This is a genomic window from Cesiribacter sp. SM1 (assembly GCF_020178975.1).
In the GTDB taxonomy this organism is placed as follows: Bacteria; Bacteroidota; Bacteroidia; order Cytophagales; family Cyclobacteriaceae; genus Cesiribacter.
In genome coordinates this window covers 18,344-32,025 of record NZ_JAHXBU010000011.1, presented here as the reverse complement: position 1 = coordinate 32,025, position 13,682 = coordinate 18,344, and the positions used below count along the sequence as shown (strand labels likewise).

At 45.7% G+C, this 13,682-nt stretch carries 13 protein-coding genes; 8 read left to right on the top strand and 5 right to left on the bottom strand.

The features are described from left to right. Window positions 1-545: 545 nt before the first annotated feature. The 3 genes from KWJ01_RS02900 (at window position 546) to ppk1 (ending at window position 4,633) form a co-directional block, all read left to right on the top strand. Window positions 546-1,313, top strand: a complete 768-nt coding sequence (locus tag KWJ01_RS02900; RefSeq protein WP_224994853.1) for a hypothetical protein — start codon at window positions 546-548, stop codon at window positions 1,311-1,313. Window positions 1,314-1,413: 100 nt separating this feature from the next. After that, window positions 1,414-2,361: an adenylate/guanylate cyclase domain-containing protein gene (locus KWJ01_RS02895; RefSeq protein WP_224994851.1), complete on the top strand. Its 948-nt coding sequence runs from the start codon at window positions 1,414-1,416 to the stop codon at window positions 2,359-2,361. Window positions 2,362-2,566: 205 nt separating this feature from the next. Next, entirely contained in the window at window positions 2,567-4,633 is a 2,067-nt protein-coding gene (gene ppk1, locus KWJ01_RS02890) for a polyphosphate kinase 1 (RefSeq protein ID WP_224994850.1), read from the top strand. Here the strand turns inward: ppk1 and KWJ01_RS02885 are convergent. The 3 genes from KWJ01_RS02885 to KWJ01_RS28230 all read right to left on the bottom strand — a co-directional run bounded on the left by KWJ01_RS02885 (window position 4,595) and on the right by KWJ01_RS28230 (window position 5,549). Next, window positions 4,595-4,792 carry a hypothetical protein gene (locus KWJ01_RS02885; protein ID WP_224994848.1) on the bottom strand — a complete coding sequence of 66 codons (198 nt, stop codon included), beginning with the start codon at window positions 4,790-4,792 and terminating at the stop codon, window positions 4,595-4,597. The two genes, ppk1 and KWJ01_RS02885, sit on opposite strands and share 39 nt — an antisense overlap. Window positions 4,793-4,937: 145 nt before the next feature. Continuing rightward, window positions 4,938-5,252 carry a transposase gene (locus tag KWJ01_RS02880; RefSeq protein WP_224994846.1) on the bottom strand — a complete coding sequence of 105 codons (315 nt, stop codon included), beginning with the start codon at window positions 5,250-5,252 and terminating at the stop codon, window positions 4,938-4,940. Between the two features lie 183 nt (window positions 5,253-5,435). Next, a complete protein-coding gene (locus KWJ01_RS28230; RefSeq protein ID WP_224994845.1) occupies window positions 5,436-5,549 on the bottom strand; it encodes a transposase in 114 nt (37 codons plus the stop codon). A gap of 129 nt (window positions 5,550-5,678) precedes the next feature. On the opposite strand from KWJ01_RS28230, the gene KWJ01_RS02870 reads away from it, so the two are divergent. The 3 genes from KWJ01_RS02870 (at window position 5,679) to KWJ01_RS02860 (ending at window position 9,260) form a co-directional block, all read left to right on the top strand. After that, entirely contained in the window at window positions 5,679-5,867 is a 189-nt protein-coding gene (locus KWJ01_RS02870) for a hypothetical protein (RefSeq protein WP_224994843.1), read from the top strand. Between the two features lie 371 nt (window positions 5,868-6,238). Then, complete coding sequence (locus tag KWJ01_RS02865) at window positions 6,239-8,026, top strand: FAD-dependent oxidoreductase (RefSeq protein WP_224994841.1); 1,788 nt, start codon at window positions 6,239-6,241, stop codon at window positions 8,024-8,026. Between the two features lie 4 nt (window positions 8,027-8,030). Beyond that, entirely contained in the window at window positions 8,031-9,260 is a 1,230-nt protein-coding gene (locus KWJ01_RS02860) for a sensor histidine kinase (RefSeq protein WP_224994839.1), read from the top strand. Here the strand turns inward: KWJ01_RS02860 and KWJ01_RS02855 are convergent. Beyond that, entirely contained in the window at window positions 9,257-9,928 is a 672-nt protein-coding gene (locus KWJ01_RS02855; RefSeq protein WP_224994838.1) for a response regulator transcription factor, read from the bottom strand. The two genes, KWJ01_RS02860 and KWJ01_RS02855, sit on opposite strands and share 4 nt — an antisense overlap. Window positions 9,929-10,247: 319 nt before the next feature. Here KWJ01_RS02855 and KWJ01_RS02850 point away from each other — a divergent pair, with 319 nt between their 5' ends. After that, window positions 10,248-10,718 carry a hypothetical protein gene (locus tag KWJ01_RS02850; protein WP_224994837.1) on the top strand — a complete coding sequence of 157 codons (471 nt, stop codon included), beginning with the start codon at window positions 10,248-10,250 and terminating at the stop codon, window positions 10,716-10,718. 597 nt (window positions 10,719-11,315) lie between these two features. Here KWJ01_RS02850 and KWJ01_RS02845 read toward each other — a convergent pair. After that, window positions 11,316-12,338: a LacI family DNA-binding transcriptional regulator gene (locus KWJ01_RS02845; RefSeq protein ID WP_224994835.1), complete on the bottom strand. Its 1,023-nt coding sequence runs from the start codon at window positions 12,336-12,338 to the stop codon at window positions 11,316-11,318. 274 nt (window positions 12,339-12,612) lie between these two features. Between KWJ01_RS02845 and KWJ01_RS02840 the strand changes: the two genes are divergently transcribed. Next, a complete protein-coding gene (locus KWJ01_RS02840) occupies window positions 12,613-13,680 on the top strand; it encodes an aldo/keto reductase (RefSeq protein ID WP_224994834.1) in 1,068 nt (355 codons plus the stop codon). Window positions 13,681-13,682 lie beyond the last annotated feature (2 nt).

Below are 13,682 nucleotides of genomic sequence, written 5' to 3'. Positions count from 1 at the left end.
TCCCTTTTTACGGATTTTGAAGGGTATACCACCTTCCGTCCAACTGCTGATCATGAAACGCAACTGAAACTAATGCTTGATCAGGTCATTGCATGGTCTGCTGCTTTAAAATCACTTCGGGAAGATACGATGAAGCTAGCTGTATAGAGGCAAGCGGTTTTGAAGAATCGACAATCAGGTTAAGAGCTGCTTGTATAGGGTTAGAAACAGGTCCTGGGAGAAAGGCTCTTTCCGGATAGTTAGATAACCATACCGGACTTGATTAATCAATGACCTGACAAAGCTGGAGAAAACAGGATATCGGAATCTGTATTTCATTTTTTAGCTGAGGATGCGCTCAACCCCGGTCTGCAGGCCGATATCCTTTTTACTCCCTAAAGTATTCAGGCCTTTCAAAGGTGAATTGGAGGAGGGAAGCTTATTAACTCCTAACATTATACAAGTACAGCTATTGAGCTGTAATGCCACTTTAGGCCTACTACTGGCAATCTGTTTTAAGCCTAAAGGGTATGCGCGAATTATGTACTGGAAAAATTTTTATAATCATGGAAACAAATCGTGAATTAAGATTATTTGTGACGCTGTTTGTGGGGGGGAGTGCATTTTTACTGGTGTTTATCGGTGTGCTGTTCTCTTTCCTGGATCCTGAGTTGTTCAGGGAGGTGTACGTGCAGGAAGATGGCTTTATTGAGAACCTTACCTTTCTTGCCCTGCTGGGAATAAGTGTGTTGATGTTTGGCAGATTCCTGCGCCTGCGGAATGAGAAGGGAAAGTGGTTTAAGCTAATGTTGTTCCTTATGGGTGCCTTGGCACTCTTCGGTGCAGGAGAAGAGATTAGCTGGGGTCAGCGTATCTTAAGTACTGAGAGTCCGGAGTTCTTCCTGAAACATAATGCCCAAGGGGAGACCAATGTTCATAACATGCTGGTGAACGAACATAAAGTCAATAAGATCATCTTTTCAAAACTGTTGTTTATTGCTGTCGCCCTTTATTTGCTGGTATTTCCCCTGGCTTATAAACGTTCCGCTGCCTTTGCCAATGTTATTGACCAGCTATTGGGAATACCCATTCCACGGGCTTACCAGATAGGAGCATTTGTTGGCATCCTGCTCATGACGAATGTGGTTACTGAAGGGAAGGGAGCTGAACTGCTGGAGTTTGGGAGTTGCATGGTGTTCTTATTAATATTTCTTTTTCCTAAGAACGAAGCAGTCTATACATCAGCCAAATGCCAGGCTGCTATTGAGCAGGAAAAGAAAGCAGCCTATGTTGCCCGGCGTTACGTGTTCAATAGTACTGTCAAGGGTGTGTAAAGGAAAACCAGTTATGAGCTGAAACATCTGTACATTGATGCAAGGGTCGGGCATTCTAGTATAAACAGTAAATCGTATCTCACGCTTTAACTTAAATTCAATGGAGAATAAACAAGAATTTAATATAGGGTTTTGCGGGGAACAACAGGTGAAGATTCTAAAGGGCCAAACCATCCTCAAAGCATCTTTAGCTGCTGGTATCCAACACTATCATGTATGTGGTGGCCGCGGAAATTGCTCTACATGCCGTGTGCTTATTTACCAGGGAACAGAATTTCTCAGCCCACCTACACGCCGCGAACTGGAGCTTAGAAAAATAATGCAGTTTCCGGAGGGGATAAGGCTTGCCTGTCAGACTCGCGTATTAGGAGAGCCTGTAACCATGCACCGTATCATTCGCGACGATGGTGATGTTGGCCTTTACATCAGTGAGGAAGAAAGAGATGAAATCAAAGAAATAGGGCGGGAACGGGAACTGGCACTTTTTTTTCTCGATATCAGGAATTTTACCTTCTTCATGTCAAAACAGCTGCCTTTCGATGTTATGCACATCCTGCGCCGTTTGTTTAAGTTATTTCGAAAAAACGTCGAGGAAGATTATGACGGAAAGATCCTGGAAACCGGCGGAGATAGTTTATATGCTGTTTTTGGAATTCAGGGGAATTTACATAATGCAACCCAGGCAGCAGTGGATGCGGGGATGGCAATTTTAAAGGATGTGGAAATCTTTAATGAAAAGTACCTGAAGGTTTTCTTCGACCATTATATTGAGGTAGGCATGGGCCTGCATGTGGGGAAAGTTATTATTGGAAACAGGGGACTCGGCCTCAATAATAATTTAGCAGCGATGGGGCCTCCGGTAAATGTTGCTGCCCGGCTGCAAAACGCTACCAAACAGCTGAACAACAGTTTTGTAGTATCTGAAGAAGCATATAAACTTCTGAAGGCACGACCAGCTGATGCCGCCATTGCCACTGTGAGGTTAAAAGATCTTGTAAAACAGCAAACAGTCAGGTTGCTTGGCAAAGCATATGCACAGCTGGTGTAAGGTGAGCCCTTATGCGGCACTTAGCAGCACCATTTCCAGGCTAATACTATGCTTTATCAGAAATTGCACTACTCAAGCCTCCTGTTGTATGTGCACCATCAGGGCATAGTTTTAATTGCAGAGTACCCCAGGCTAAACATTGCCTACTCAGTATTTGTATTCTGTCTGGTGCTTTCCGTGATTCTATTTTTTATCGCTTCTAAATATGATGCAGCATAATCCTAACAAGACAATATCACCAGCGGAGGCCGAATACTTTTTCGACCGGGACCTAAGCTGGCTTTCCTTCAACGAAAGGTTGCTGATGGAGTCTGAGCGAACGACTACCCCCCTGATGGAGCGAATGAATTTTCTGTCGATCTACTCCTCTAACCTGGATGAGTTTTATCGCGTACGGATGCCTGCGCTTACTGCCCTGCATAAGCTCCATAAGAGAAATAAGTTAGGAGAAGCTGCGACAGAAAAGCATAAAGATATAGCTGCAAGGGCTAAAGATCTGATTGCACAGCAACAGGTCCGTTTTGGGCAAAGCCTGCATAAGCTGGTTCCGGAGTTGGAAAAATGGGGCATTCATTTCATTTATGGAAAGCCTCTGCCAGAGGCAATCATGCCGCAGCTAAAGCGCTATTTTTTTACCTATGTGCTGGCTTTTTTGAAACCAGTAGTGCTCCACAAGCACAAAGCAACTTTCTTCCCTGAGAATAATCAGCTATATCTGGCTGTATGCGGGCAGGATCAGGACCAGAAAGAGCAAGTACTGCTGGTGAACATTCCAACAAATGAACTCAGCCGGTTTTTTGAACTGACGCTGGGAAAGCAGCAATACATAGTTTTTCTGGATGATATCGTGAAGGCTCACCTCCACCTCCTGACAAATCTGAAGGTGGAGGGTAGCTATAGTTTTAAAGTTACCCGCGATGCAGAACTAGGGCTGGATGAGATATATGAGGAGGACGTGGCAGCGGCCATTGAAAAGCAGTTATTGAAGCGAGATATGGGCCTTGCCACCCGCTTGCTGTATGAACCAGGGCTACCGGAAGGGGCTGTTAATCGCTTGCTGGATACTTTCGGATTAGAGAGAGCAGTGGTTATGGAAGGAGGGAGGTATCATAACCTCAGGGACCTGAGAGCCTTTTCGGTTAAACACCCAAGACTGTATTATCAAAAGTGGCTGCCTGTTCAACAGGTGATCACTGAACCCTTTCTGCTGGATAGGATTGCCAGGGAAGATCTTTTACTGCACACACCTTACCATGCCTACGATCCAGTGCTGCGCTTTTTCAATGAAGCAGCCATTCGGCCTGAGGTAGCCCGCATTTATATTACCCTGTACCGGGTAGCAAGTGATTCAAAGATTGTAAATGCACTAATCACTGCAGCACATAATGGCAAAAAAGTGGTAGTAGTGGTAGAATTGAAAGCAAGATTCGATGAGGCCAATAACCTGAAATGGGCAAAGAAGATGAAGCAGGCTGGCGTTCAGGTGCTGTATACAAGAAATGAATTGAAGGTACACGCAAAAGTTGCCCTGATAGAAATTGAGAAGGAGCAGCAATCTTTCTATCTGGGGCTTTTGGCGACTGGCAACCTCAATGAAAGCACCGCCCGCTTCTACACCGATCATGTGTTGCTTACCGGACAGCAGGAAATGTTAAAGGAAGTAAAACAGCTCTTTCTCTACTTACAAAGTAAAGAGATCCGGAAGAACAAGCTTAACGGTAAGCATCTGCTCATTGCGCAATTTAACCTCCAGGAAAGGCTGCTGGAACTCATTGAAAGGGAAATCGACCATGCGCGGATGGGCAAAGCGGCCGGAATTATTATTAAGCTGAATAACCTGGAAGAGCGGGTGCTGATCAGCAAGCTTTACGAAGCCTCTACTGCCGGTGTGCAGATACAATTGATCATACGGGGCATCTGTTGCCTGGTGCCGGGCGTTGAAGGGATGAGCGAAAATATAACCGTAAGAAGGATTGTTGACCGTTATCTGGAGCACGGACGCGTGTATGTCTTCCAAAATGGAGGAAGAAACGATCTATTTCTGGGATCAGCCGATTGGATGAACCGCAACATACATAAACGTGTCGAAGTTTGCTTTCCCCTTTATGACGAGCGGCTTAAAGCAGAGTTACTGGAATTGATAAACCTTCAGTTAAGGGATAATATGCAGGCGGTTGAGCTTGATGCTAATTTGCAAAATGTGCCGGTAAAGATCTCGGGCCGCAGGATTCAATCACAGCAGGCTATCTACAAAAAGCTTCGGGGAGTGTAAATTCTTGTTCCTAAACATCATGTAGTCGGCAAATCCCCTGTTTTTGCCGATAAACCTTACTGGAAATTCAAAAGTAGCCTTAAATTTCCCCTTCACTACCTTGTCGTACCACTGGTCTTTGTAGTTTTCCTCAACCGGAAAGCTTTTACCTTTTACCATGTCGCGATTCGCCTAGCCTAAGACAGCCTTACATCTGATGCGCTACCCTCTATTGGGCTGTGCAAGGTAGAATTGTTCCGGGTCAGGACTGTTAAAGCTATTTCGGGTTGGCCGATGCCTGTTTGTATTTAACGTGAATTATGGATTAGGCAGCCATTAAAACTTTGCTTTGCAGCAATAGGGGCTGATTTTCAGGGAGAAAAACAGAAGGTTTACCCTCATAGAAGCAATAAGCAGTCAAAGCTGCCAGCATATGGGCCATTGCATTGACTGAACTTCTATGACGGGTGTGCTCCAGATCAAAGACAGAAGTGAGGATATCATTGACGGATTCAACAACTGCTCTTTTTCTAAGTTTGAGCTTATCTTCAAGAAGCAGTAGCTTGTTTTTCATATTGGCTCTGACCTTAGTAATGAGTTGCAGACCTTTTTGGTAAAACTCTTCAAAGAGGGCTGTCATGTTAGTCTTTGTCTCCAAAGCACTTGCCTATCAGGCCAGCAAATAAATACTTGAGCACACCCTGATTATTATCTGCCAGATTACCTGGGATGAAGACAAAGCGGTCCGCCGCCGGGGTTGATGATTTTCCCCACCTAATTAATGATCAAGTATGCTTTGAATCCATAAAACCTGCCCGGGGCGCTAGCCCATAGAGCTTTTACCTCTTTTAGCCTGTGTCTCAAAGACTCTGTTACTGTGAATTCTTCTGTTATGGCACACGGGCAGTGGTTTAGAATCTACAATATACCAGCCCATGCGCTGGGAAAGTAGAGTTCTCCATTTGAGGAAGACATACAGGCCAGGTAGTAGACGGGGAATCAAAGCTACAAATCGTTCATAGCTGACCAACTGTGGAAAGTAGCTCCTAAGGCTTATGCTCACATAGTGCCCATAGTAGTATCGCCCGGCGACCCGGTGAAAGCATTTGTAGCCAGAGAACTGGTAAAAGGCCAGGATCGTCAGCAATTCACTATCATTCAGCGAAGGATGATTTGTGACAGAATACTGGAACTTTGGTTGGCGCCTTTTCCATTCTTCAAGAGCCAGGCAGAAATCATCCAAGCAGATGAATAGCTCTGTCAACTTATTTGCTTCCGCAGTGGAACTGTATCTTCACCAAGCATGGGCTACTGGAGTTGAATATTAGATGGTCGCACTTCTAATATCTTAAAATCCGTAGCCTTTTGCTATTTATACACATTGATTGTCCATAGAAAAATCTCACGCTTAGAGATGATAAGGAATCGTTCGTCTCAGTTTTTTATCTATCTTCAAAGCTTGCTAGGCTGTATTTTGCCCGATTGGCTGTGATTCCGGAAGGGTTGCAGGGAGTGTTGGAAAATTTCTTTTGTGCATTACCATATATGCTGTATTGGTTAAAGCGAGGTAGACGCATGATATCCGGTTTTACACCTTACAAGGCTGTCGAACAGGCTAAAGGTATCATGGAACAAAAGCATGTGATTATTTTAGGCGGAGGGGTGGCAGGAATGAGTGCTGCTCATGAATTAATTGAACGGGGTTATAAGGTAACCGTTTTCGAAAGGCAGGAAAAACTTCCCGGCGGGAAAGCACGATCGGTCCCTGTTCCAGGTACGGGCACTGCGGCAACACCGCCACTGCCGGGAGAACATGGCTTTCGTTTCTTTCCCGGCTTTTACCGGCACCTGTTTGATACCTTGAGAAGAATTCCCTTTTACAACGAAACAACAGGGGCATATCAGGCAGCAGGCGTCTTTGATAACCTGGTAGAATGTCCGCAGGTGATGCTGGCCAGGATGCAGGGGGAGTCTATCAGCACACCTACCCATTTCCCCCGCACGCTGGCTGAGCTCAGGCAGATTATCCACAACCTTAAGCATATAGACACAGGGCTAAAGCCTGGTGAAGGCAGGGTGATTGCTGAAAAAGTCTGGCAACTCTTTACCAGCTGTCGTCAGCGAAGGGAGAATGAATACGAATCGCTTGGCTGGCGAGTGTTTGCTGATGCCCATCTGTACAGTGAGGCATACAATAACTTATTCGTGGACGGCCTTACCGGGGCCCTGGTGGCTGGAAAGGCCGAACTGGCCAACACCCGTACGAATGGTGGTATTCTAATCCAGATGCTGCTTGATTTTATACGCCCTTTCAGGACATCAGACCGTATCCTGAATGCCCCTACCAATGAAGCATGGCTGTTTCCCTGGCTTGAGTACCTGCGAAAGCAGGGAGTCGTGTATCATTTTGGCCATACCGTGGAAACCCTGCTTTGTGACAGGGAAAGGATCAGGGGGGTAGTGGTGACTGATGGTGAGCAAGTCCGCCAGGAGCATCGGGCCGACTATTACATTTGCGCGCTGCCGGTAGAACGAGCAGCCCGCCTTGTTTCCAGTCCGGGTTTACTGGCGCTGGACCCAAACCTTGAAAACATCCTGAAGCTAAAGGATGCAGTTGCCTGGATGAATGGCCTGCAATTTTATCTGAAGCGGGATGTTCCTATCAGCAGCGGGCATATCATATTACCGGATACTCCCTGGGCTTTGACTGCCATCTCGCAGGCCCAGTTCTGGAAGGGAATTGATCTGTCCACTTATGGTAAGGGAAACGTAAAAGGTGTGCTGTCGGTCATCATCTCCAACTGGACCAAAGAAGGCATTCTTGTCGGGAAAAAAGCGGAAAGCTGCAGCAAAGAGGAGGTCGTACAAGAAGTGTGGGCGCAACTGAAAGCCTGCTTTAACCGGCCAGGCAGGAGCGTACTATTCGATGATGACTTTGCATCGGTGTATGTTGCAGACAGCATCTATTTTACAGAAGAAGAATTTAGGAAAGGATTTGTGGACAGTCCAAATCGTTCTGGACCTGCACGCTATGGGTCCAGCACGCAGACCCGGAATGATGAACCGCTCCTGGTGAACGAAAAGAACAGCTGGGGGATTCGCAACGAAAGCTACACGGCCATCCCAAACCTATTCCTGGCTTCTGACTACATCAGAACCAACACCAACCTGGCAACCATGGAGGGAGCCAACGAGGCTGCCCGGAGAGCTGTGAATAATATTCTGGATGCTTCAGGCGTACAGGTACCCTACTGCAGGGTATGGAAGCTGAAGGAGCCCCGCTGGCTGGGCTGGTACAAGTGGCTGGACAGGAGAAGATATGAGCAGGGGCTGCCCTGGAAATTGCACAAGCCCTGGTTCACTGGGCTACTGGCACGCCTGCTCCGCGCTATGGGTATTACATTATTTAACTAAGCTTATGATACAAAAGCTGCTGAACTATTTTATCTCTGATGATAAACGGGACCAGGTGGAAGTTTACCGCCAGTACAGACTGGTAGTATCGATCATCCTGATCAATGCGCTTTTTGATCTGAACTATGCCGGGATCACTGTTTTGATTGGTCTAAGTGAGGGCACCCGGATCATGCTTGCCACAGCGCTCATTCACTTCCTGCAACCCTTTCTGCTGCGGTGGAGGTTCCCGCTCTCCCAGGTGATCCATTTTTACATCTTTGTGGGGGTGCAGGCAGTTGTGGTGTGTGTGTACTATTCAGGGGGCTTTACTTCTCCTGTGCTGCCATGGCTGGCCAGTTCCCCGATTGTGGCGCTCCTGTTGGGAGGGAGAAGGATCGGTTTCTTCTGGGTATGCGTTAACAGCCTGACTGTTCTGGTGTTTGGCCTGCTGGATGGCAGTGGGTACGACTTTCCCCAGCACTATGATAAAAGCTGGGCAAACACCTTCTTCTTAAACTGTCACCTGGGGCTGATCCTTATTACTTTTGTGGTGGCCCTGGTCTTTGAAAATGGCAAGAACACTGCTTTGAAAAAGCTGGCCGAGCAGAACGTGCTGCTGGCTGAAGAAAAAAAGAAAATTGCCCTGCAGCAGATATCACAGGAAATCCACGACAATATCGGGCAAACGCTGTCACTGGCCAAACTAAACCTGCACCGCATGCAGCAGCTGCAGGAACTGGAAGGCAACAAAAAAGTAGCAGAAACCCTGCAGTTGGTGGCAAAAGCCATTCAGGATCTTCGGGAAATCTCCAAGAACCTGCATGCCGATAACATCACTGATTTTAACCTGGTGGAGGTACTGCGTCATGCCCTTGAAACCATTTCCCAGGTTGGTGCTCATCAAACAGATCTCCGGCTGACGGGCGACCGCTATGCCCTTCCTTCCCAAACGGAGTTTGTTTTGTACAGGATAAGCCAGGAAGTTCTAAACAATATTATCAAACATGCGGGAGCACAAGGCATAGTTGTGGAAATTAACTATGAACCTCAAAAATTTACCTTGCTCATTCGTGATGATGGCTGCGGGATTAACAGCAAGGACTTTATGCTGAAGGGACAGGGACTGCGCAACATCCAGAGTCGGACAAAACTAATTGGCGGAAAGCTGGAAATCTTTACCCTGCCGGGAGAAGGTACTAGCGTGCTGATCAGTATTCCCTGCCATGAGCCCGTGCAGGTGAAAACCTTCTAATGATAGTGTTCATATCCATTAATGAGCTGGTGCTTGATCGCATAGAGTACCAGGCCCACCCTGCTCTTAACGCTTAGTTTGGCAAACAGGCTTTCCCGGTAACCATCGATCGTTTTAGGTGCCAGGTTCATCCTGTCGGCAATTTCCTTATAAGTAAGCTCAGAGCAGGCTAGCGCCAGAAACCTGGTTTCCTTTTCTGTTAATTGCTCGGCATTTCCCTGCTCGTCATTTCCCTGTAGGTTATGCATCAGGGTTGCGCTCACCAGTTCTGAATGATAATAACCTTTGTGAACCAGGTGATCAAGCGCCTGCTTCAGTTCAAGGGGATCGGCATCTTTTAGAATATAGCCCCTGGCGCCTGCTTTGATCATCCGGATAATGCTGCCTTCATGTCCGTTCATGGAAAGGGCCAAAATACGGATCTGGGGATATGCATCTTTTAGCCATAAGGCAAGTTCAAAGCCACTCATTTCGGGCATGTTGACGTCCAGCAATACAATGTCTGGCAAGGGTTCCCGGGTGAATGCTTTCTGCAAGTCCCAGCCACTATCAAAATCGTACAGCACGCTGTATCCAGGAAAATCCCTGATAAGTTCAGCCAGGCCTTTTCGAAAAAGCTTATGATCATCCACCAGGGCTACGTTGATGTTTTTAGTTGTTACTGTCATGTGATAAGAGTAAACAGGTCCCGCGTTATCGTGTTTTGCTGTGCAGTGAGAGGGTGGTGCTCTTTTGGTGATAAAAAATACGGAAAAGAATTATACGGATACTCCCTGCTTTGCTGGGCTAAGTCAACACTACCCAAAGATATAAAGTAAATCTTGGAAAGTTGAGCAGTTTTTAACCGTTGTGTTCAGGTGAAAACACCCCCTGTACACAGGGACTAATCCCCTGTTATTCCATTTGTCAATGGATCAACTTTGATGACAGAGCAACATATACCCGGTGTAGGAACATAACTACTTCAATTGCCACAAAAATATAAGCATGCAGGAGGATAAAATAGCAAGTCTGGCCAAAAAGTTCAGGAGCCTTTCAAAGGATGATCTGAGGAACCTTTACAAGCCTGTTTCAGTCGATGAAATATCTTCCTCCACCCGCCTGGTACTGGAAATAGAAGATGTGCCAGAGGAGGGTAGGATGGGCGTGCCTAGCCGTTTGGTGGAAGTAAGTGCGACGCTGCATGGCAAGATTGAAAGAAGCACCTATCTGATCTACTCCAGGTATGTGTATACGGTCTGGGTGGTGGCGGACAGTGGTAGCAATGTGCAGGTAGATGAAATCAGTACAGAGCTGACAAATGGCAACGGCACCCAACATAAAGAGGTGCACTTTGGGAGTAGCCTGGTCAAGGAAGACTGCGTTTATGAATACGGTAACTGCAGTAAGTCAGCCTCCATGATTGCCAAAGCCAGGAAAGGCAAGCATTCTGCAACTGTAGACCTTAGCCTTTACTAAATGTCGGGCAGGAAAGTAATCAGGCAACTGCATGTTTGTACCTACTCTTAGGCAAACGAAGTCAGAAAGTTATCCTGGTGCCCCTGTTGTAAGGTAGATGCATTCTCCTCTATCAACTAATGCCCCGTTCTTTGAATCAAATAAAGTTGGTAATAGGGATTAGTCAAATCAGAGAAGATTTGATGATCCAGAATAAACCAGTACTGTAACAATTCAACTTCTAGACTCTGCTCTTGGATAGAATTTACAAAAAGCTATTCTGGCATCCTCATGGGTTTAGCTCCAGAAGAAGATCTTCCATTTGGCCGGTTTCTATGCTGCTGCTAAAAAGCTACAGTTATTTTCATCTTTTTTATAATAGGAACGGCGACAGCTTCGCTAAGTCCTAATCATTACAGCGCACAGGCTGCTGTTCAGATAGCCACAACCCCAGATGAAGGTAATATTCTTTACATTCTGAAAATTATTTCCAGGGTGAAGAAGATGACTACTCGGCCAGACAGCTCGATCTCCAACTTCTTTAAAAGACTGTAGTATACCCCATTTGATTTACCAATCCTAGAAAAACGCACTTCCAGAGAGTTGAACCAGGTCACTTTATTTCAGTTTAACAGATGACTCACGTTCAATCAGTTTGGCCTGCATGCTAATCTGTTGAACAGTTCTGGCTTTATCGGACTTAATCTCGTTTAGCAACAGGCGGGCTGCCTCCTGTCCAATTTCGAAAGTTGGATGTGTGATGGCTGTAAGATTTGGCTCCACTACCGTTGCATGGAATTCATCCGTGAAGCCTACAAGGGCAACATCATCGGGTATCTTCAGTCCTTTTCTCTTTATTTCTTTCATAGCTGAAAATATTACGGTATCGTTTACCCCAAAGATGGCATCAGGCGGATATTTAAGCGAGAGTAGCTTATTGGTGGCAACGGCGGCCCCTTCAATACTCATGTTTGTATGTACCAGCAAGTTCTGGTCAAACGTCAAGCCACATAACTGTAGTCCTTTCCGGTAGCCTTCAATCCGCTCTTTTGTAATGTTCAGAAAGGAGGGACCTGCTATATGTGCTATTCTCCTGGCGCCATGCTTGTAGAGGTGAATTGTAAGTTCTTTGGCAGCTTCTACATTATCAATCACCACAGACGACACTTCCTCGGTTCTGCACACCCTGTCAAAAAATACCAGCGGAATTTCTGCCTCTATGATGCTGTCGTAATGCGTATAGTCAGTAGTCTCCTGTGCCAGGCACACAATAAGGCCATCCACACGAAGATTTAAGAGGTTGTTCAGGTTTTCTTTTTCCTTTTTGTATGACTCCTGCGAGGAAGATATGACAATATAATAGCCGTTTGCTTTTGCAATATCTTCAATGCCACTGATAATGGAGGAGTAAAAGTGGGTGACAATGTCGGGCACAACCACTCCAATGGTGTTCGTCTGCTGCTTGAGCAAACCCATGGCTAACGGATTTGGGGTATAGTTCCATTTTGCGGCCAGTTGCTTTACTTTCTCAATGATGGCAGGGCTTAAATCGGGGTGATCTTTCAGTGCCCTGGAAACTGTAGAAACAGATACCCCCAACTGGCTGGCTATGTCTTTTAAAGAAACTCTTCTTTTTGTCATTTTTCCTCCTTTTCCCAAACATACAATTTCTGCAACGTTTGCACAAAGCTTTGCACAAAGCTTTGCGTAGATAAATATTTAAAAAATATTGCCCCTTTATTTCTAAATTTTTAATATCAGCTATAGATCGATTAGATAAATTCAATGATTTGCAATTTTACACGCCTTTTTAGCAAGGCTTGTAATTTGTTTAGTGTAAAATCAGAAAGCCACCAATCAAGAAGATTGGCTACAGTAGAGGCTAAGACAATGTGCCATTTGAAGACGCATCAGTATGTTAGATAGCAAGGGACCAGCGGTCATCACCAAGGCAGCACTACAAAAATCAGGGCTGAAGTTTCCGCCTGTTATTTTTGGAACAAGTGGCTTAGGTAACCTTTACCTCAGGCTGGAAGAAAGCGTAAAGCATAAAATTGTCTATGAAAGTATTTACCATTCGCCTGGGTTAACATTTTTTGATACAGCTGGGAAATATGGTGCGGGCTTGGCCCTTGAATGTCTGGGCAGGAGTTTTAAAGAACTGCAGCTAGAGCCGCAGGAGGTGGTAATCAGCAATAAGCTTGGTTGGTTCAGAACAAAACTTCATACAGAACACCCAACCTTTGAGGTTGATATCTGGAAAGGACTGGAGTATGATGCAGTTCAGAAAATAAGTTATGAGGGTATTCTGGAGTGTTTTGAACAGGGGAATGACCTGCTGCAGGCATATGTTCCGCAACTGGTTTCTGTTCATGATCCGGATGAATATCTGGCAAAGGCCAAAAGCGAATCAGAAGCAAAAAGACTGTACCAGGATATTCTGGATGCCTATCGTGCATTAGAGGAGCTGAAAGCCCAGGGTAAAGTAAGTGCAATAGGAGTGGGGGCCAAAGACTGGCGCATGATAGAAAAAATTTCACAAGATGTGGATTTGGACTGGGTAATGATTGCCAACAGCATGACAGTACTGAAGCACCCCAAAAATTTAATACTGTTTATGCAATCGTTGGCGGAGAAAAAAATACAGATCATCAATGCGGCAGTATTTCAGTCCGGCTTCCTGATTGGAGGTGACTACTGCGACTATAAGTTTTTGAAACCAGACACTGCAGCCAATCAAGCACTTTTCAGGTGGCGAGATGATTTTTTCACTTTGTGCAAAAAATTTGATGTAAAGCCTGCCGTGGCATGTGCTCAGTTTAGTCTGCAGGTGCCTGGCGTTGTAAGTATAGCGCTTAGTTCTACAGACCCTGAAATAGTCAGGGAAAATGCATCAATCGACAGCGTAGTCATTCCTTTGGAGTTTTGGACAGCCATGAAAGATAAAGGATTGATCAGTAAAGATTGTGCATGGGTAGGGTAAAC